This is a genomic window from Rhodanobacter sp. UC4437_H4 (genome assembly GCF_052978425.1).
Window position 1 is genome coordinate 3,645,179 of record NZ_CM129673.1, and the last position, 18,511, is coordinate 3,663,689.

General features: G+C 68.2%; 15 protein-coding genes and 1 riboswitch. Of the genes, 5 read left to right on the forward strand and 10 right to left on the reverse strand.

Going from position 1 to position 18,511, the window contains the following annotated elements; translation table 11 throughout:
* Positions 1–11: 11 nt before the first annotated feature.
* The 5 genes from ACVCL3_RS16500 to ACVCL3_RS16520 form a co-directional block, all read right to left on the reverse strand.
* A complete protein-coding gene (locus ACVCL3_RS16500) occupies positions 12–692 on the reverse strand; it encodes a Fe2+-dependent dioxygenase (protein ID WP_447099992.1) in 681 nt (226 codons plus the stop codon).
* Between the two features lie 37 nt (positions 693–729).
* Positions 730–3,066, reverse strand: coding sequence for a catecholate siderophore receptor Fiu (locus ACVCL3_RS16505; RefSeq protein WP_447099993.1), 2,337 nt, complete (start codon positions 3,064–3,066; stop codon positions 730–732).
* Positions 3,067–3,348: 282 nt separating this feature from the next.
* Positions 3,349–5,478, reverse strand: coding sequence for a M13 family metallopeptidase (locus ACVCL3_RS16510; protein WP_447099994.1), 2,130 nt, complete (start codon positions 5,476–5,478; stop codon positions 3,349–3,351).
* Positions 5,479–5,701: 223 nt separating this feature from the next.
* Positions 5,702–7,828, reverse strand: a complete 2,127-nt coding sequence (locus tag ACVCL3_RS16515) for a M13 family metallopeptidase (RefSeq protein WP_447099995.1) — start codon at positions 7,826–7,828, stop codon at positions 5,702–5,704.
* 128 nt (positions 7,829–7,956) lie between these two features.
* Positions 7,957–8,619, reverse strand: coding sequence for a DUF502 domain-containing protein (locus ACVCL3_RS16520; protein WP_447099996.1), 663 nt, complete (start codon positions 8,617–8,619; stop codon positions 7,957–7,959).
* A 116-nt stretch (positions 8,620–8,735) separates the two neighbouring features.
* Between ACVCL3_RS16520 and ACVCL3_RS16525 the strand changes: the two genes are divergently transcribed.
* The gene (locus ACVCL3_RS16525; RefSeq protein ID WP_447099997.1) at positions 8,736–10,070 is read left to right on the forward strand and encodes a M48 family metallopeptidase; all 1,335 of its coding nucleotides are present in this window, start codon (positions 8,736–8,738) and stop codon (positions 10,068–10,070) included.
* A 47-nt stretch (positions 10,071–10,117) separates the two neighbouring features.
* Here the strand turns inward: ACVCL3_RS16525 and ACVCL3_RS16530 are convergent, their stop codons facing one another.
* The 5 genes from ACVCL3_RS16530 to ACVCL3_RS16550 form a co-directional block, all read right to left on the reverse strand.
* Complete coding sequence (locus tag ACVCL3_RS16530; RefSeq protein WP_447098423.1) at positions 10,118–10,744, reverse strand: DUF4124 domain-containing protein; 627 nt, start codon at positions 10,742–10,744, stop codon at positions 10,118–10,120.
* Positions 10,745–10,837: 93 nt separating this feature from the next.
* Positions 10,838–11,542, reverse strand: a complete 705-nt coding sequence (locus ACVCL3_RS16535; protein WP_447099998.1) for a glutathione S-transferase N-terminal domain-containing protein — start codon at positions 11,540–11,542, stop codon at positions 10,838–10,840.
* 62 nt (positions 11,543–11,604) lie between these two features.
* The gene (pnuC, locus tag ACVCL3_RS16540; protein WP_447099999.1) at positions 11,605–12,174 is read right to left on the reverse strand and encodes a nicotinamide riboside transporter PnuC; all 570 of its coding nucleotides are present in this window, start codon (positions 12,172–12,174) and stop codon (positions 11,605–11,607) included.
* Positions 12,171–14,348 (reverse strand): TonB-dependent siderophore receptor, encoded by a 2,178-nt coding sequence (locus tag ACVCL3_RS16545; RefSeq protein WP_447100000.1) that lies wholly within the window; start codon positions 14,346–14,348, stop codon positions 12,171–12,173. The genes pnuC and ACVCL3_RS16545 overlap by 4 nt, the downstream gene beginning before the upstream one ends.
* Before the next feature lie 57 nt (positions 14,349–14,405).
* A riboswitch (TPP riboswitch) is annotated at positions 14,406–14,503 on the reverse strand.
* Complete coding sequence (locus tag ACVCL3_RS16550; protein WP_447100001.1) at positions 14,497–15,708, reverse strand: phosphotransferase enzyme family protein; 1,212 nt, start codon at positions 15,706–15,708, stop codon at positions 14,497–14,499. (Overlaps the previous riboswitch by 7 nt.)
* A 90-nt stretch (positions 15,709–15,798) precedes the next feature.
* Here ACVCL3_RS16550 and ACVCL3_RS16555 point away from each other — a divergent pair, with 90 nt between their 5' ends.
* From ACVCL3_RS16555 to ACVCL3_RS16570, 4 genes are all read left to right on the forward strand, one after another.
* Positions 15,799–16,710 (forward strand): AEC family transporter, encoded by a 912-nt coding sequence (locus ACVCL3_RS16555; protein ID WP_447100002.1) that lies wholly within the window; start codon positions 15,799–15,801, stop codon positions 16,708–16,710.
* An 81-nt stretch (positions 16,711–16,791) separates the two neighbouring features.
* Positions 16,792–17,382, forward strand: coding sequence for a response regulator (locus tag ACVCL3_RS16560; protein WP_447100003.1), 591 nt, complete (start codon positions 16,792–16,794; stop codon positions 17,380–17,382).
* Between the two features lie 5 nt (positions 17,383–17,387).
* Positions 17,388–17,780: an RNA-binding S4 domain-containing protein gene (locus ACVCL3_RS16565; protein ID WP_447100004.1), complete on the forward strand. Its 393-nt coding sequence runs from the start codon at positions 17,388–17,390 to the stop codon at positions 17,778–17,780.
* Positions 17,781–17,891: 111 nt separating this feature from the next.
* Positions 17,892–18,503: a response regulator gene (locus ACVCL3_RS16570; protein ID WP_395119598.1), complete on the forward strand. Its 612-nt coding sequence runs from the start codon at positions 17,892–17,894 to the stop codon at positions 18,501–18,503.
* Positions 18,504–18,511: the final 8 nt, after the last annotated feature.

The following is an 18,511-nucleotide window of genomic DNA, read 5'->3' on the forward strand; positions in this document are numbered from 1 at the left end:
CGCTGCGACGATCAGGTGACGGACCACTGCCGCAGCAGGTTGTGGTAGACGCCGGTGAGTTGCAGCACGGCGGCGTGGTCGGCGCCGGTGCGGGTCAATGCCTGGATCGAGGTGTCCAGCTCGAACAGCAGCCGGCGCTGGCTGTCGTCACGCACCAGGCTTTGCACCCAGAAGAACGAGGCCACCCGCGCGCCGCGAGTCACCGGGGCCACCCGATGCAGGCTGCTGGACGGGTAGACGATCAGGTCGCCGGCCGGCAGTTTCACCTCGTGCTCGCCGTAGGTGTCGCTGACGATCAGTTCGCCGCCCTCGTACTCGTCCGGTTCGCCGAGGAACAGCGTGCACGAGACGTCGCTGCGCATTTGCCCGCCGCCATCGGGGAGGGCCATCACCGCGCCGTCGACGTGGAAGCCGTACTGGCCGCCGTCGGCATAGCGGTTGAAGCGTGGCGGCAGGATGCGCAGCGGCAGCGTGGCGGCGTGGAACAGCGGTTGCGCGGCCAGCGCCGCCAGCACCGTTTCGCCCAGTTGCCGACGCAGCGGCGAGGCGTCAGGCAGTTGCTGGTTGTGCTTGACCCGCGCGCCCTGCGCACCCACCGTTTCGCGGCCGTCGACCCACGGCGCCGCGTCGAGCGACTCGCGCATCCGCCTGATCTGTTCGGGGCTCAGTACACCGGGAATGTGCAGCAGCATGGGTCACCCGCGGGAAGTGGTGGCGTGGGTCGGCGGGTCAAAAGCGCAACTGCGCGGTGAGCATCGCCGAGCGCGGCATGGCCGGCGTGTAGCGGTAGCCGCTCTTGTTGATCGCCGCGATGTAGTGCTTGTCGAAGACATTGTAGACATTGAGCTGCAGGTCGAGGTGCGTGTTCACCTCGAAGCTGGCCATCGCGTCGAATACCCAGTAGCCGCGGGTGAAGGTCGGCGTGCCGACCGCGCCGTCGCTGCCGCGCTTCATCCCGCCGGCATGGCGTGCGCCGCCGCCGAGGGTGAGGTTGAACGGCAGCCGGTATGTGGTCCACGCGGTGAACGCGCTGGTCGGCGTGTACGGCAGGTCGGCGGAGCCGTCGCTGGTCACCGCGCTGCCGCGGATGACCTTGGCGTCCATGCGGGTATAGCCGGTGCTCACCGCCCAGCGGTCGGTGATCCTGCCGACCGCGCCGATCTCCACGCCTTGCACGCGCTTCCTGCCGACCTGGTAGTACAGGCCATCGGTCGGGTCCTGCACCAGGTCGTTGCTGACCGTGGTGCGGTACAGCGCACCGGTCAGCAGCAGCCTGTCGCCCAGCACGCTCCACTTCGTGCCCAGCTCGACGGTGCGCGCGCGCTGGGGGTCGAGGTCGGGATTGTCGGCACTGTTCGACGCGTTGCTGAGGGTGAGCGTGTTGCCGCCCGGTGGCTCCTGCGACATGGCGAAGTTGGCGTAGATGCTGCCGGCGGCGACTGGCTTGAACAGCACGCCGAGTTTGTAATTGGGCAGGTTGCCGGAGAGGCGCGCGTCCACGCTGGGCAGCACCGTGCCGGCCGGGTGACTGCCGCAGGCCGGGCCGCGCCGGCCGCCGCAGACGTCGGTGCTGACGAACCGCGTGCGGTAATGGTCCAGCCGCGCGCCGGCGTTGAGTTGCCAGCGCTCGCCGAATTTGAGCGTGTCGAACAGGTAGGCCGCGACGGTATCGGTCTTGCCGTTGCCGTGGGCGCCGTTGCGGGCGTAGGCCAGGCCGCCCTGGTCGGGGTCGGGCCGGTACAGGTTTGCCGGGGGCCAGGTGCTGCCGGAGAGCGGGGCAATGCCCTGCGTCGCGGCTTGCTCGCGGCTGAGCTCGATGCCGGCGCTGAGGTCGTGGCCGACCGCGCCGGTGTCGAAGCTGGCGGTGAGGTTGGTCTGGTTGGTGAGGATGCGGTTGGTCTGGTGCTTGAAGGTCGGGTTGCTGCGCGCCACCGTCCAGGTCGAGGGGTCATCCGGGTCCGGCGTCGACAGGTGCGCCGCGGTGGCCGTGAACGAGGTGAGCAGGTAATCCTGGCGCGTGCGGCCCCAGCGCAAGGTGTCGTGCACGGCGAGGTGATCGGAGAAATCGTGTTCGACGATCGCGGTGAACATGTCGACCTGCACGTCGTCGTGGTCCTGCCGGGTGCCGTAGAAGTTGTGCGGGTCGACCGCAGCGGCGTCGGACAGGAACGGCCGCGTCGGATCGGGACTGGCGTAGCCGGGCAGGCCGATGGTGGAGACGCCGCCATCGGGCACGTTGTCGTGCTTCACGTGCAGGTAGTCGAGATAGATCCGGGTGGCGCTGCCCAGGCCGAGGCCCAGCGACGGCGCCACGCCCCAGCGGTTGTTCTGCACCCGGTCGCGCCCCGGCACGCCGCTGTCCTGGCCCATCACGTTGAGGCGGAAGGCAGCGTCTTCGCCGATCGCCTGGTTCCAGTCCGCGGTGGCACGTTGCTGGCTGGCGCTGCCGTAACCCAGCGAGCCGGAGATGGCGTTGTCCAGCTGCGGGCGCTTGCTGACCATGTTGATCGCGCCGGTCGGCGCGGTGCGGCCGTATTCGGTGCCGTCCGGGCCCTTGGTGACTTCGATCTGCTCGATGTTGAACACGTCGCGCGAGACCGAGCCGAGGTCACGCACGCCGTCGACGAAGATGCTGCCTGAGCTGTCGAAGCCGCGCATGTACATCGTGTCGCCGGTGCTGGTGGCGCCGTTTTCGCCGGCGTAGAAGGTGCCCACGCCGGGGCTGTTGCGCAACGCCTCGGAAAGCGTGGTGGCGCCTTGCTGCTGGATCAGGTCGCGGCCGATGACGCTGATGGTCTGCGTGGTGTCCAGCAGCGGCTGGGTGAACTTGTGCGATGAGAGCTCGTCGATGCGGTAGTCGACGCCGGCGCTGCCTCGCACCTGCACGCGCGGCAGGTTGCGCGCCTGCGCGACGAGCGTGGCGTCCGCGGCTGCCGCGTCGGCGGGCGTGGCGGCATGCGCGGGGGCGAGAGCCAGGCTGCCGAGCAGGGCGGTGGTCAGCAGCCCGGGCGCCATCGCGGGGAGGGTGCGGCGAGCGGGGTGTTTCCTGCTCTTGATCGGGCTCATGCGGGGGTCCTTTGCGTCATGTGGAATCTGGCCAGTCCCCGTCCCGCGCGCGCGACAGCCATCGCCGTCGATCGAATGGAGTGACGGCGATGGCCGCGAAGGCGCACACAATATTGCCAATGAGAATGATTTGCAATAACTAATTGAGTTGGCGAAGCTCGTCCGCGACCGACCGACCCCCGCACGGCAAGAGGCCCCGCAGCAGCGTGCGGGGCCTCTTGTTTTCTTGCTTGCCGGTGTTTCAGCGGCGGCGAGGCGTTGCGCCTGCCGCCGCGCCGGCGGTTACCAGATCTTCACCTGCTTGTCGGCGGGGCGAACCATGGCGTCGCCCGCCTTGCACTGGAACGCCTGGGCGAACGCCGGCATGTTCGACGGCGCACCGATCGCGCGGAATTTCATCGGCGAGTGCGGATCGGCGTTGAGGTAGACCATCTGCGCCTTGTCGCGGATGCTGCCTCGCCACACGCGCGCCCAGTTGAGGAAGAAGCGCTGGTCCTCGGTGTAGCCGTCGATCTTCTGCGTGGCCTCGGCGGGGTGGTCCTTCAGCGCGGCCTGCAGCGCGTCGTAGGCGATGTTGAGGCCGCCCAGGTCGGCGATGTTCTCGCCCAGGGTCAGCCTGCCGTTGACGTGCAGGTCCGGGTGGTCGGGCAGGGGCGCGTAGTTGTCGAACTGGTCGACCAGCTTCTGCGCGCGCTCGTCGAACTGCTTCTTGTCGGCATCCGTCCACCAGTTGTCCAGGTTGCCGCTGCCGTCGAACTGGCTGCCCTGGTCGTCGAAGCCGTGGCTGGCCTCGTGGCCGATCACCGCGCCGATGCCGCCGTAGTTGATCGCGTCGTCGCCCTTGGCATAGAAGAACGGCGGCTGCAGGATCGCGGCCGGGAAGTTGATCGTGTTGTCGGTGGGGTTGTAGTACGCGTTGACCGTCTGCGGCGTCATGAACCACTCGTGGCGGTCGGTCGGCTGGCCGATCTTGGCGATGTTGTAGTCGTAGTCGAACTGCTGCGCCGCCTCCATGTTGGCGAAGTAGTTGTCCGGCGCGATCTTCAGGCCGTCCCAGCTGCGCCACTTGTCGGGGTAGCCGATCTTGGGCAGGAAGGTCTCCCACTTGGCGATCGCCTTGGTCTTGGTCTCGGCGCTCATCCAGTCGAGGTTCTGGATGCGCGCCTTCAGCGCGTTGCGCACGTTGGTGACCAGCTCCTCGGCGCGTTGCTTTGCTTCCGGCGGGAAGTACTTGGCCACGTAGAGCTGGCCCAGCGCCTGGCCCATGGCGTCGTCGACCGCCGCCAGCGAGCGCTTCCACTGCGGCTTCTGTTCCGGCTGGCCGCGCAGGGTCTTGTCGTAGAAATCGAAGCGTGCGTCGACGAACGGCTCGGACAACACGTCGGCCGCGCCGGAGATCGTGTGGGCGGCCAGGTAGGCCTTCCACTGCGCCAGTGGCGCGCTGGCCAGCAGCTTGTCCATCTCGGCGAAGAACTTCGGCTGCGACAGCGAGAAGCCCTTGTCGATGGTCACGCCCTGGGCCTTGAAGAAGTCGTTCCAGTCGAAATGCGGGGTGACCTTGTTCGCTTCGGCCACGGTCACGAAGTGGTACTGGTTCTCCGGCTTGCGCATCTCTACCCGCGGGATGGAATGCCTGGCCAGCTCGGTCTCGAACTTCATGGCCAGGTCGGCCTGGGTAGCCGCGTCCCTGGCCGGCGTGCCGGTAAGTTCGAACAGCTTGGCCAGGTATTTCACGTACTCGGCGCGCACGTCCTTGTACTTGGCATCGGTGTAGTAGTCCGGCGTGGGCAGGCCAAGGCCGCCCTGCACCGCGTAGGCGATCTGCATCTTGGCGTTCTTGTAATCCGCGCGGGCCCCGAAGCGGAACACTGCGGCGTCGCCCTTGGCGAAGGACTGGTTGAGCCAGGCCGGGATGTCCTTGTTCGACTTCAGCCCGTCGATCTTCGCCAGGTAGGGCTTGAGCGGTTCGAAGCCGGCCTTGTTGCGCGCGTCCATGTTCATGCTGGAGCGGTACAGCCAGCCGATCTTCTGCTCGATCGAGCCGGCGGCGGCGCTGTCGGCGTTCTTGTCGGCCGCGTCGACCAGGGCGTGCTGGTCGGCCAGGCTCTTCTCGCGCAGCAGGTTGAACGAACCCCACACGGTCTGGTCCGCCGGGATCGGGTTGGCGGCGACCCACTTGGCGTTGACGAACTGGTTGAAGTCGGTGCAGGCCTCGGTGGCCGGCCCCAGCTCGCTGACGTCGAACACGCTGGGTGCCGCCGCCGTGGCACCGCCACTGCTGGAAGCGTTGGCGGCACTGGCGGTGCTGCCGGGTGCGGCCGCCGTGTCGGCGGATTCCTGCTTGCCGCATGCGGTGAGCGCCAGCGCGGCACTGACGGCAAGCGCAAGCGGTTTGAGAAGGGTCTTGGTCATGCGGATTGCCTCCATGGGTGGTTCGCCCGCAGGCGTTGCGTGAGTGCCCGGGTGGCCGGTATTCGACGGCTGGAAAGCCGCGGCCATGCCGTTCCACGCTAGGCCAAACGTCATGGGTGAGACAGTGTCAAAGGTCAGGGGCGAACGCCCGCGCCGGGCATGCAAAAGGGCCCCGCATTCGCATGCGGGGCCCGGGGTTGCCAAACGGCTGCGACGAGCGCGGTTACCAGATCTTCACCTGCTTGTCGGCCGGACGCACCATCGCGTCACCCGGCTTGCACTGGAACGCCGTGGCGAACGCCGGCATGTTGGACGGCGCGCCGATCGCGCGCAGCGAGGCCGGTGCGTGCGGGTCGGTGTTCAGCCGCAGCAGCGCCTGCTGCTCGCGGATGTTGCCGCGCCACACGCGCGCCCAGTTGAGGAAGAAGCGCTGGTCCTGGGTGTAGCCCTCGATCGTCTGGCTGGCTTCGGCCGGGTGCTGCTTCAGCGCGACCTGCAAGGCGTCGTAGGCAACGTTGAGGCCGCCCAGGTCGGCGATGTTCTCGCCCAGGGTCAGCTTGCCGTTGACGTGCGCATCGGGTTTGTCCTTGATCGGCGTGTAGTCGTTGAACTGCTGCACCAGCTTGGCCGTGCGGGCGTCGAACTTGGCGCGGTCGGCCTTGCTCCACCAGTTCACGTTGTTGCCGGCGCCATCGAACTGGCTGCCCTCGTCGTCGAAGCCGTGGCTGGCCTCGTGGCCGATCACTGCGCCGATGCCGCCGTAGTTGATCGCGTCGTCCGCCCTGGCGTCGAAGAACGGCGGCTGCAGGATCGCGGCCGGGAAGTTGATCGTGTTGTCGGTGGGGTTGTAGTACGCGTTGACCGTCTGCGGCGTCATGCCCCATTCCTTGCGGTCGGTCGGCTTGCCGATCTTGGCGATGTCGTAGTCGTAGTTGAACTTCGACGCTGCTTCGAGGTTGGCGTAGTAGTTGTCCGGCACGATGGTCAGGCCGTCCCAACTGCGGAACTTGTCCGGGTAGCCGATCTTGGGCAGGAAGGTGTCCCACTTGGCGATCGCCTTGGCCTTGGTTTCGTCGCTCATCCAGTCGAGGTTCTGGATGCGCGCCTTCAGCGCGTTGCGGATGTTGGTGACCAGTTCCTCGGCGCGCTGCTTGGCCTCGGGGGTGAACTCCTGCTTGACGTACAGCTCGCCCAGCGCCATGCCCATCGAGCCGTTGACCGCATTCAGCACCTGCTTCCAGCGCGGCTTCTGCTCCGGCTGGCCGGAGAGGGTCTTGCCGTAGAAGGCGAAGCGGTTGTCGCGGAACGGCTTGCTCAGCGCATCGGCGGCGCCGTCGATGGTGTGGAAGCGCAGGTACGCCTGCCACTGGCTGGCCGGCGCGCTGGCCAGCAGCTTGTCGAACTCGGCGAAAAACTTCGGCTGCGACAGCGAGAAGCCCTTGTCGATGGTCACGCCCTGGGCCTTGAAGAAGTTCTCCCAGCTGAAGTGCGGGGTGATCTTGTCCGCTTCGGCCACGCTCACGAAGTGGTACTGGTTTTCCGGGGTGCGCAGTTCGACCGGCGCCAGCGAGGCGGCGGCCAGGCTGGTCTCGAACGCCATCACTTCATCGGCCTGCTTCTTGGCGTCGGCGGCGGACACGCCGGTCAGCTCCAGCGTCTTGGCGATGTAGTCGAGGTAGGCCTTGCGCAGGTCGGCATGCTTCGGGTCGGTGTAGTAGTCCTTGGTGGGCAGGCCCAGGCCATCCTGGAAGGTGTAGCCGATCTGCGTTTCGGCGTGCTTGAAGTCGGCGCCGGCGCCGAACTGGAACACCAGCATGTCGCCCTGGGCGAAGCTGTTGCGGAGGAAGGCGGCCACGTCGTTGCCGTTCTTCAGCTGATCGATCTCGGCCAGCTTGGGCTTGATCGGGTCGAAGCCGGCCTTGTCGATGGCGGCCTCGTCCATGCCCGACTTGTACAGGTTGCCGATCTTCTGCTCGATCGAGCCGGCGGCAGCCTGGTCGGCGCCCTTGGCGGCGTTCTCGACGATCGTGTGCTGGGTGTTGAGGCTGTCCTCGGCCAGCTTGTCGAATGCGCCCCAGCGGGTGCGGTCGTTCGGGATCGGGTTGGCGGCGACCCACTTGGCGTTGACGAACTGGTTGAAGTCCGTGCACGCCTCGGCTGGCGCGCCCAGCTCGCTGACGTCGAAGATGCTCTTGCTGTCGGTGGCGGCGGTGCTGCCGGCGGCGGCCGGTGCGGTGCTGGCGGTCGGCGCCGGTGCATCGGCCGGGGTGGCATCCTGCTTGCCGCAGGCGCTCACGGTCAGGGCCAGGCTGACCGCAAGGGCCAGGGGCTTCAGGTACTGCTTGGTCATGGATATCCCTCGATGGGTGGAACTGGGCGGTTGAGGTTGCGGACATGGCCGCGCGCAAAGGCTCCCCGGGCGCGCGGACGCAGCCCTTCACGCTAGGCCAAAGGCCATGGGCCAAACAGTGTCAAAGGTCAGGGGGTGAGGGTGTGCCGGCCCGGTGCGGCCGGCAGGCTGTCCGGCGCCACCGCACCGCCGGAAATGATGAAGGCCATGGCCTGGTCCATGGTCCAGTCGGTGGGGACGAGCTCGTCCACCGGCACCAGTTCCAGATAGCCGCCGGTGGGATTGGGCGTGGTCGGGATGTACACCGCGGCGATCTCCCGGCCGCTGCCTTCCTCGATCATAACCCGGGTCACGAAGCCCACCACCTTCATGCCGCGCCGCGGAAAGTCCACCAGCACCACGCGCTGCATGCCGCTGGGCTTGTTTTGCAGCACCGCCATCAGCTTCTTGGTGCCGCCGTAGATGGTCTGCACCAGCGGGATGCGCGCGAGCAGGCCATCGAATGCGTTGAGGAACCGCTGGCCGATCACCCGGTTCGCCACGAAGCCGAGCAGGTACAGCGAGCCCAGCGTGATCAGCAGGGCGGCGATGTAGGTCAGCCATTCCATCTTCAGCGACTCGGCGGCACGCGGTGCCACCAGCGCCAGCGTGCCGAGCAGGGCCTCGACCATCGGCGCGCCGATCCCGGCCAGCACGCCCAGCACGAAATTGAATACCAGCCAGGTCACCCACAGCGGGATGAAGGTCAGCAGGCCGGTCAGCAGATAGCGTTTGAGGCGGAGCGGGGGCATGGATCGATCCGGCGGGTCGTGTCCCGCATTGTAGGCGACCGGCGCGGCGACGGGCGTGGTGGCGGGCTTCCGGCGATTGGGTTAGCGTGCTGGCTCCACATGGGGATGGGGGAGTCATGAAGAAGCTGATCGGCGTGCTGCTGCTTGCATGGTTTGTCGTCGGCGCGATCCACGCGCAAGCAATACCTTCGTCCACCCCAGCGGCTCCGGCGCCGGCGGTATCCGCGGCGGCGGCGTTCGACGCCGATGCTGCCACCCAGGCCTACATGGCCGAGCTGACGCCGGCACAGCGAGCCAATTCCGATGCCTACTTCGAGGGCGGTTACTGGCTGACCGGCTGGGATCTGCTGGTGGCCCTGGGCGTGGCGTGGCTGCTGCTCGGCACGCGGCTCTCGGCGCGCATGCGCAACCTGGCCGAGCGACTCACCCGCTGGCGCTGGCTGCAGACGGCGATCTACGCGATCCAATACATCGTGCTGACGACCGTGCTGACCCTGCCGTGGGCGCTGTACGAAGGTTATTTCCGCGAGCACCAGTACGGCTTGTCGAATCTGGGCCTCGGCGGCTGGCTGGGTGAGCAGGCCAAGGGGCTGGCGGTGGGGCTGATCTTCGGCACGCTGGCGCTGGTGCTGATCTATGCGGTGATCCGGCGCGCCACGCGCACCTGGTGGTTGTGGGGCGCGGGGGTGGCCATCGTGTTCGTGATGTTCATGGCCACCATCGCGCCGGTCTACATCTCGCCGCTGTTCAATACCTACCAGTCGCTGCCGGAGAGCCCGCTGAAGGAGCAGGTCCTGTCGATGGCGCGCGCCAACGGCATCCCCGCCTCGGACGTGTACTGGTTCGACGCCTCGCGGCAGAGCAAGCGCATCAGCGCCAACGTCAGCGGCATGTTCGGCACCACCCGCATCAGCCTCAACGACAACCTGCTCAAGCGCAGCTCGCCGGAAGAGATCAAGGCCGTGCTCGGGCACGAGATGGGCCACTACGTGCTCAACCACATCTACAAGGGCATCGTGTTCTTCGGCGTCATCATCGTGATCGGCTTCGCCTTCGTGCGCTGGGGCTTCGGCTGGGCGCAGCAGCGCTGGGGCGAACGCTGGCAGTTGCGTGACGTGGGCGACGTGGCGGGCTTGCCGCTGATCGCGGCGCTGTTCGCGATCTTCATGTTCTTCATGACGCCGGTGAACAACACCATCACCCGCAGCATGGAGGCCGAGGCCGACGCGTTCGGCCTGAACGCGGCACGCCAGCCGGATGGTTTTGCGCATGTCGCGGTGCAGTTGTCCGAGTACCGCAAGATGCATCCCGGTCCGGTCGAGGAGTTCCTGTTCTTCGACCATCCCAGTGGCTGGCAGCGCATCCATCGCGCGATGGTGTGGAAGGCCGAGCATCTGGATGATCCGGGGGTTCGCCGCCAGGGTGCCGACATACCGCAAGCGGCGCGCTGAATCGGGCGCCTGCGCGCCTCAGCGGCGGCGGTGGTCCGGAGGCGGCCTCAGCACTGCACCCGGCCGCCGGCGAGTTGCGTGCACGGCTGGTAGGTCGGCGGTGGGGGCGGCGTCCAGCGATGGCCGTGATCGCCGTCGTGGTCGTGCGGGCGGTGTCGATACGGCGGCGCCGGCGCCCCCCAGTAGAGCGGCGCGTAGTCGTCCACCGGCTGGGACAACGCCTCGCGATACTGGTCGTTCTGCTGGCGCAGGGTGTCGTTCTCGACCTGCAACTGGTTGCGCTCGGCCTCCTGGTCGAGCTGCGCCTGCCGGCGCGCGGCATCCTCGCGCTGCTGCGCGGCGAGCGCCTCGTCGTAGCGGCGTTGTTCGGCGTCCTCCTGCGCCTGCCGATAGGCGGCCACGCGCTCCTCGTACAACGCGTCGAGATGGCGCGCGTGGGCGTACTGCCTGGCGAGGTCGTGCTGGCCCAGGCGCAGGTAGCGGTCGATCACCTCGCTGTCGTCGGCCTGGTGCAGCAGCTGGCCCTTGCCGTCGGCACAGGGGTGATCGGTATAGGCTACGCCGCCGCCGGCCTGCGGGCACTTGTAGATGTTCTGGGCGCCGGCCGCCGGGGCCAGCAACCACAAGGCCAGCGCCAGGCCGGGCAGCAACGATGAGGCGATCGAGTCGTTCATGGTGATGGCCACTTTGCGGCAGCGCGACTGGATGCCGCGTGACTGGAAGCTTGCCCCCGGCGCGTACCTTCGTCCAGCCCGCAGGCGCCCGGTTCAGCCGCGCCGCGGGATCTGCAGGCCGCGAGCCACCGCCGGCCGCGCCATGCCGCGCTCCAGCCAGGCGGGCACGTGCACGAGGCGGTCGTAGTCGACCAGCTCGCGCGCCTCGTAGAAGGTGATCAGGTTGTTCACCCAGCCCAGCGTGGCGATGTCGGCGATGCCGTAGTCGTCGCCCATGATCCAGTCGCGGCCCGCGAGGCGAGCCTCGAGTACGGCGAGCAGTCGTTTCGATTCGTTGACGTAGCGCTCGCGCGGGCGCTTGTCGGCGATCTCCCTGCCGGCGAACTTGTTGAAGTAACCGAGCTGGCCGAACATCGGGCCGATCGACGCCATCTGGAAGAACACCCACTGGATGCACTCCCAGCGCCGCGCGGGTTCGGCGGGAATGAAGCTGCCGGTCTTGTCGGCCAGGTACAGCAGGATGGCGCCGGATTCGAACAGCGCCAGCGGCTCGCCGCCGGGGCCGTCGGGGTCGATGATCGCGGGAATCTTGCCGTTGGGGTTGATCGACAGGAACTCCGGCGTGTGGCTTTCGTCGTTGGTGATGTCGACCAGGTGCGGCTCGTACGGCAACCCGGTTTCCTCCAGCATGATCGACGCTTTCACGCCGTTGGGCGTGTTGAGCGAATACAGCTGGATGCGTTCGGGGTGCCGCGCGGGCCAGCGCGCGGTGATCGGAAAACGGGACAGGTCGGGCATGTTGTTTCGTCCTGGTTGCGGAATCGCCCATTGTGCCCCGACGGGCACCGTGTGCCGTGAAATCAAGCCGCCGCAGCGGCGCGCCCGGCTTGCCGCCACGCGCGCAAGCCGATCGCCGCCAGCACCACGAAGCCGGCGTAGAGCACCGAGGTGATCAGCAGGTGCTTGTAGATGTATTCGCCGACATAGATCACGTCCACCGCAATCCACAGCCACCACGCCGCGATGTGGCGGCGGCCCTGCCACCACTGCGCGACCAGGCTGAAGGCGGTGAGTGCCGCATCTAGCCAGGGCAGCGCGGCATCGGTCCACCGATGCATCGAATAGCCGAGCAACAATGCCGCGACGGTACCGATGGTCAGGTGGACGATCGCCTGCATCAGCGGCAGCGGGGCGAGCTGGACGCGACCGTCGTCGTCCAGGTGCTGCAGCCAGCGTCGCCAGCCGTAGACGATCAGGCCGGCGAAGGCGAGCTGCAGCAGGGCGTCGGAATACAGCCTGGCGTCGATGAAGATCCAGCCGTAGACCAGCACCGACACCAACCCGACCGGCCAGCACCAGGGCCGCCGCCTGGCGGTGAGCCAGACGGCCCAGGCGCTGATCAGCGCGCCGGCGAGTTCGATCCAGATCACTGGAAGTCGTAGCTGACGGAGAGCCGCGCCAGCCGCGGCGCACCCGGGAACAGGTAGCGATCGCCGCCGGCCGAACCGGTGTCGCGCCAGTAGAAGTGGTTGAACACGTTGTCCACCGACAACCGCCAGGTCAGCGCGTGGCCGCGCCACGGCGTGGTGTAGCGCAGGCCGGCGTCGAACACGTCGTACGACGGTACGCGCACGGCGCCATCGGGCGTGGCGACGTTGGCCGATGCGTGGCGCCAGCCGCCGAGCAGACTCAGCGCCGGCGCGGACGGCAGGCGGTAGTCGAGGAATACGGCGGTACGCAGGCGCGGCACGTTGGTCAACTGGTGGCCCTCGTACGCGGGCGTGCCGCTGCCTTCGGCGCGGGCCTGGATGACGCTGGCGCTGGCGATCACGCGCAGGTTGTCGCCGAGCCGGCCGTTCGCGCCCAGCTCGACACCCGTATGCACTTCATCGCCTTGCTGCACGAAGGTGAATCCCGCGGGCGTGCCGTCCGGCCGGGCGAACTGGAAGGGCTGGTGGATGCGGTAGAGCGCGCCGCTCAGCGCCAGCGCATCGGTGGCCTGCAGCTTGACGCCGGCTTCGAGCTGGCGCGACAGCCGCGGCCCCAGCGTGCTGCCGCCGTTGCTGGTCCAGTACGGCGCCTCGATGCCCAGCGACAGGCCTTCGCTGTAGCTCAGGTATACGGTGGTCGGTGCGTTCGGCTGCCACAACACGGCGGCCTGCGGCAACGCCTTGCGCAAGCGGGTGGTGCGCTCGGGCGCACCGCTGTCGTCGTAGCTGCGCTCGTGCAGGCGTGCCAGTCGGGCGCCGGCGATCAGCTGCCAGCGCTCGCCCAGGTGCATGCGATCCAGCGCGAACAGCGAATGCTGCCAACTGGTGAGCCGGCGCACCGAAGGGCCGGGCTGGTTCGGCGAGGGCGCGAAGATGGGTGGGTCGGCCTGGTCGATGTTGCCGGTGCCGACGTAGTCGTAGACATAGGCGCGGCGGTCGATGGTGCGGCGGAACGCGCTGGCGCCGAGGCTCAGCTCATTGCTCAGCGCGCCGGTAGCGAAACGACCTTCGAGCACGGCGCGGGCCTCGTCGCTGACGCGGGTGTCGTCGGGGCTGCGGAAATCATAGATGTCGTAGTCGCCGTTGGGCGCGAAGAACCAGCCGGGCACGCTGCCGTCGGCGCATTCGCTGGCGTAGAAGCAGCCGTAGGCGAACGCCACGTTGTCGTCGATCACGCTGCGGCTGTGGCCGCCGGCGACGCGCAGGTGCCAGTCGTCGCTGAAGGCATGCTCGATGCGCACGCTGCTGTTGGACGACTGGATACCCACCGGCTGCTGCCACGGCTGATAGCCCAGCATGCGCCTGGCGTCCGGGTGGGGCGGCAGCGTCGTGCCGCCGAGCAACTGGTAGCCCGACACCGAACGCTGGCCGCTGGTCTGGTAGTTGCCGTCCAGCTCCAGCGTGGTGCGCTCGCTGATCTTCCAGTCCGCCGCCAGCGCCAGCATGCTGCGTCGGCCGTTGGCGTGGTGCACATACGAATGGATGTCCTCGTGGGCCGCGTTGACGCGCACGCCGAACTGCGGCGTGAGCCAGCCGCCGACGTCGACTGCGACGTGGCGCGAGCCGTGCGAATCGGTGCCCAGGGTGACGCTGCGCACGTCGGCCGGCCGCTTGCTGACGTAATTGACCACGCCGCCGGGCTCCATCACGCCGGCTTCCAGGCCGGCCAGGCCTTTCAGGATCTGCACCTGCTGCACGTCTTCCAGCGGCACCTTCTGCTCGCCGGCGATGGTCAGGCCGTTGCTGCGAAAGCCGGTAGCGGGGTCCAGCACGTAGCCGCGGATCGCGATGTCCTGGTAGTAGCCGACCGGCGCGTAGTTGTCGCCCAGCGCGGCATCCTCGCGGGCCAGTTCGCTGAGCGTGCGGATCTGCCGGTCGTCCAGCTGCTGGCGCGCCACCACGGTGATCGACGCCGGCGTGTCGTGCAGCGTGGCGCGGCCGTAGCTGTCGAGGCCGCTGTCGCGCGGGTGCTCCGGCGCCTGTCCGCGCACCTGCACGGTGGCCAGGTCGACGGCCTGCGGGGTATCGGGTTGCGGGGCGGCGCTGCCGGTGGCGGCCGCGCCGTTGGCGGCAAGGGCGGCAAGCAGGGCCAGGGCGAGGGGAGTGCGGGTCATCGTCGTCGTCTTCGGGTAGCGGACGAAGCGACGGCGAACCGGTACGTTCGCGAGAACGATCCGACTCTGCAAGCTCCCTACGCCGGTATTGACCGGATCAGGTTCCAAGGGACTCTCTCAGCCCGGCGTTTTGCCGGGCACCCCCGCTTCAAGAATGCGTATTGAAACACGAATGGGCGCGGCCTGCCGAATCGCCCTGCGCGCCGGTGGCAAGGGCGCGGATGGTTTGCAACAGAGCCTGCCCGGCGGATGTGCAGAACCACGCCGCATGGCCGCGCAAAAAGGTGTCGTAGGCAACGTCGGCGCTCGCGGTCGATTGCGTGATGGCGTGGAAGTACTCCACTTCGGACAGGGCGAAATCCACGTGCACCAGCGGCAGCAGGTTGGCCAGCAGTTGCAGGTCGTCGCGGGCGAGTGGGCGGATTTCCCGATAACCCTCGATCAGCGCGCGGGCGATGGACGGATGGATCGCCGCCGCACCGGTATCCAGCGCCAGCCATGCGACCGCATTGCGCTCGATCGCGGTGGCGAGGTCGAACAGCGCGCAGTTCGCCGCAGCCAGGCCGAAATCGAGCACGGCGGTGATGTCGGCGTCGTCGCCGCTGCCGCTCCAGCAGAGGTTGGAGACGTGCCAGTCGCCGTGCGTCCACAGCCGTGGTTGCCGGGCCAGCGCTGGCTGCAGGCGCGCGTGCCATGGCGCGAGCAGGTCGGCGAACTCGCGCTGCCAGGGCCGGCCGCGCAGGTAATCGGCGAGGCCGGGTCGCTGCGGCAACTGCGATTCCAGTGCCGCCACCGGATCGGCAGCGGCGATCAGCTCGCTGCGTGCCACCAGAATGTGGGTGCTGCGCTGGGGCGCCGCGTAGTCGGCGCCGGCGTCGTGCAGCCGCGCCAGCATGCGGCCGGCGCGGCGCGCGTGGAACGGGTTCGGCAATGGCTGCCACGAGACCAGCTCGCGGTACAGGTCGATGCCCGCGGCGCGCCGATGCACTTCGTAGACCCAGTCGCCGATGGCGATGGCGGTGTCGCCGTCGGCGTCGCGCAACACGTCGGCCAGCGGCAGTCCGTGCCGGCGCTGGTGCGCGATGTAGCGGTGTTCCTCCGTCAGCGTGGCGGCCGAGCGCACCCGATGATGATGGCGCTTGACGAACAGCGTGCCGGCTTCGGTGTCGACCAGACAGGCCGCCGAGAGCGGGCGCGGACTGTGCCAGACGACTCGCCGCAAGGCGCCGGTTTGCGGAAAGCGGCTCAGCAGCACCTGCAGTTCCGGCGCGACGAGAGCCGGCCAGTCGGGAGCGATATCGTCGCCGGCCAGGCCGTGCACGAGGTGATCGGGGTCTGCAGGGGCGGTCGGCTTTGGCATCGGCACGATTATCGCCCAGCCGCTGCGCCTTTCGGCCGACGGTGTTTTTCGCGTCTAATGACGCTCTTTGCCCGGGTCCGTGCGCATCCCATGAGTGCCTTGCTGCTGCTGTTCGTCTGCCTGCTGCTCGGCGTCTTGGTGGCGCGTTTCGCGCGGCCGCCGGCGGGCATCGTGCAAGGCATCAACTGGTGGGTGCTGAACGTGGCGCTGGCGGCGCTGGTGCTGGAGCTGATCCCGAAGCTGAAGTTCAACGCCGACCTGTGGTTCGTGGTGGCCGCGATGTGGCTCACCTTCGGCGGCGCCTGGTTGCTGTTCGGCCTGCTCGGCCCGCGGCTGGGCTGGTCGCGGCAGCGCACCGGTTCGCTGATCCTGGTGTGCGGGCTGGGCAACACCGCCTACATGGGTTATCCGATGGTGCAGGCGCTGCACGGCAAGGCCGGCCTGGCGCTGGCCGTGGTCGCCGATCAGCTGGGCGCGTTTCCGGTGCTGGCGTCGGCGGGCATCGTGGTGGCGTCGCTTTATTCCGGACGCACGCCGCAGCTGCGCCCGATGCTGCGCCGCGTGTTTTCGTTTCCGCCGTTCCTGGCCTTGTTGCTGGGCATAGCGGTGGGCCGCCTCGGTGGCTGGCCGGAGTGGCTCGACGGGGTGTTCGCGCCGATCGGGGCCACGCTGACGCCGCTGGCGCTGTTCTCGGTCGGTTTGCAGTTCAAGTTCCATCCCGGCCAGCGTCAGCTCGGCGCGGCCGCCTGGGGGTTGGGCTGGAAGCTGCTGCTGGCGCCGCTGCTGTGCTGGCTGATGGGCACGGCGGCGGGCGTGGAGGGCCTGGTGCTCACGGTGGGCGTGCTGCAGGCGGCGATGGCGCCGATGGTGTCGGCGGCGATCCTGGCCGACGAGTACGAGCTCGACCCGGCGTTGGCCAACACCGTGCTGGGCGCCGGCATCGTGCTGTCGCTGCTGACCGTCCCGCTGGCCAACTATCTGATGGTCGGCGCGGCGTGGTGAGCGACGCGGTGCGGACGCTTGCGTCGCGGCCGCGCTGCGTCGAGACTGGGCGGGGATTTCCCGGGGGAAGGGGCTCGCGTCATGTCCGGCTTTGAGCTGATACGGCGGATTTTCGGCAACGAACACGGCGAGCGTCGTGCGGTGCCGCGCAGTGGCGTGCCCAAGGAAGCGCACATCCTGGTGGTCGACGACTCGCCGACCATTCGCGCGGTGCTGGGCAAGATGCTCACCCAGGACGGCCACGTGGTGTTCAAGGCGGCCGACGGCGAGAGCGCGATCGAGCTGGCCCGCAACGAATTGCCCGACCTGATTTTCCTGGACATCGTGATGCCCGGCATGAACGGCTTCGCCGTGCTGCGCGCGTTGCGCCGCGAAGCGCTCACCCACGACATCCCGATCGTGATGATCAGCGGCAACCTGCAGGCCACCGAGCAGTTCTACGTGCAGCGATTCGGCGCCGACGACTTCATGAAAAAGCCGTTCGGCCGCGGCGAGGTGTTTGCGCGCCTGCAGCACCTGACCCAGTCCGGCCGCCTGGTGGTGCGACCGCGCACCAGCGTGCCGGTGGCGGCGGCCGAGCCGGTGCTCAGCGCCGACGAGCAGGCGGCCATTCCGGACATCGCCATGCCCGATCCGCAGGACCTGGTGCCGCCTCCGGGCGAAACGAACTGAACGGCATGCCCGAGGAACGCGGCGAGCTGCGTCTCGACATCTGGCTGTGGGCGGCACGCTTCTTCAAGACCCGTGGCCTCGCCCGCGCGGCGATCGAGGCCGGGCGCGTGGAACTCGATGGCGCGCGCTGCAAGCCTTCCCGCGCCGTGCGTGTCGGCGATCGAATGCAGGTCAATCGCGGGCACGAGCGACTGGAACTGGACGTGCTCGCGCTGGCCTGGCGGCGCGGGCCGGCCAGCGAGGCGCAATGGCTGTATCGGGAAACCGAAGCCAGCCGCGAGGCTGCCGAGGTATTGCGCGAACAGCGTCGCCTGAGCGGCGCGGCACTCGATCATCCGGCACATCGACCCGACAAGCAGGCACGCCGGCAATTGCGGAAGATCAAGGGCTTGCGCTGACAAGTTCAGGCTGAGTACTGCGTCGCACATTGCTGCGTCGCTCTGCGCGAGCATGCGCGACGTATCCACGAGTGCGCCCCGCGCGCACCACTCACGACCCGGGGAGAAGGCATGGACGGACTGGCACGCATCAGTGGCATCGGCTTCATCAAGCGCCTGCTGGGCGGGCATGCGGTCGAGCCGCAACACGTGCAGACCACGCAGGGCGCGCGCATGCTGGTAGTGGACGATTCGCCCACGATCTGCGCCGTGCTCGGCAAGATGCTCAGCCAGGATGGCTACCACCCGTTGAAGGCGGCCGACGGCGCGGCGGCGATCGAGCTGGCGCGCAGCGAGTTGCCGGCGCTGATCTTCCTCGACGTGGTGATGCCCGGCATGAACGGTTTCAGCGTGCTGCGCGCGCTGCGCCACGATCCGGCCACGCGCGACATCCCGATCATCATGATCAGCGGCAACCAGCAGGCCACCGAGCAGTTCTACCTGCAGCGTTACGGTGCGGACGACTTCATGAAAAAGCCGTTCGACCGCGACGACGTGTACGAGCGCATCGGCAGCCTGGTGGCCGCCGGGCGGTTGCCCGCCCGCGATACCTCGGTGGCGGAGAACACGCTGCTGTCTGCCTTGTCGGCGGAGGCGCTGGACGGCATTCCCGACATCGCCATGCCCGATGCCGGGACGCCGGGAACGACCGAGGCGCCGCTGCCGCTGCATCGCGTGGCTTGACAGCGCGC

Bases quoted from the DNA above. Each gene is read 5' to 3' on its own strand.
- ACVCL3_RS16500 (WP_447099992.1), bottom strand. From the start codon at position 692: ATGCTGCTGCACATTCCCGGTGTACTGAGCCCCGAACAGATCAGGCGG.
- ACVCL3_RS16530 (WP_447098423.1), bottom strand. From the start codon at position 10,744: ATGAACGACTCGATCGCCTCATCGTTGCTGCCCGGCCTGGCGCTGGCC.
- ACVCL3_RS16545 (WP_447100000.1), bottom strand. From the start codon at position 14,348: ATGACCCGCACTCCCCTCGCCCTGGCCCTGCTTGCCGCCCTTGCCGCC.
- ACVCL3_RS16560 (WP_447100003.1), top strand. From the start codon at position 16,792: ATGTCCGGCTTTGAGCTGATACGGCGGATTTTCGGCAACGAACACGGC.
- ACVCL3_RS16505 (WP_447099993.1), bottom strand. From the start codon at position 3,066: ATGAGCCCGATCAAGAGCAGGAAACACCCCGCTCGCCGCACCCTCCCC.
- ACVCL3_RS16520 (WP_447099996.1), bottom strand. From the start codon at position 8,619: ATGCCCCCGCTCCGCCTCAAACGCTATCTGCTGACCGGCCTGCTGACC.
- ACVCL3_RS16510 (WP_447099994.1), bottom strand. From the start codon at position 5,478: ATGACCAAGACCCTTCTCAAACCGCTTGCGCTTGCCGTCAGTGCCGCG.
- ACVCL3_RS16555 (WP_447100002.1), top strand. From the start codon at position 15,799: ATGAGTGCCTTGCTGCTGCTGTTCGTCTGCCTGCTGCTCGGCGTCTTG.
- ACVCL3_RS16565 (WP_447100004.1), top strand. From the start codon at position 17,388: ATGCCCGAGGAACGCGGCGAGCTGCGTCTCGACATCTGGCTGTGGGCG.
- ACVCL3_RS16535 (WP_447099998.1), bottom strand. From the start codon at position 11,542: ATGCCCGACCTGTCCCGTTTTCCGATCACCGCGCGCTGGCCCGCGCGG.
- ACVCL3_RS16525 (WP_447099997.1), top strand. From the start codon at position 8,736: ATGAAGAAGCTGATCGGCGTGCTGCTGCTTGCATGGTTTGTCGTCGGC.
- ACVCL3_RS16515 (WP_447099995.1), bottom strand. From the start codon at position 7,828: ATGACCAAGCAGTACCTGAAGCCCCTGGCCCTTGCGGTCAGCCTGGCC.
- ACVCL3_RS16550 (WP_447100001.1), bottom strand. From the start codon at position 15,708: ATGCCAAAGCCGACCGCCCCTGCAGACCCCGATCACCTCGTGCACGGC.
- ACVCL3_RS16570 (WP_395119598.1), top strand. From the start codon at position 17,892: ATGGACGGACTGGCACGCATCAGTGGCATCGGCTTCATCAAGCGCCTG.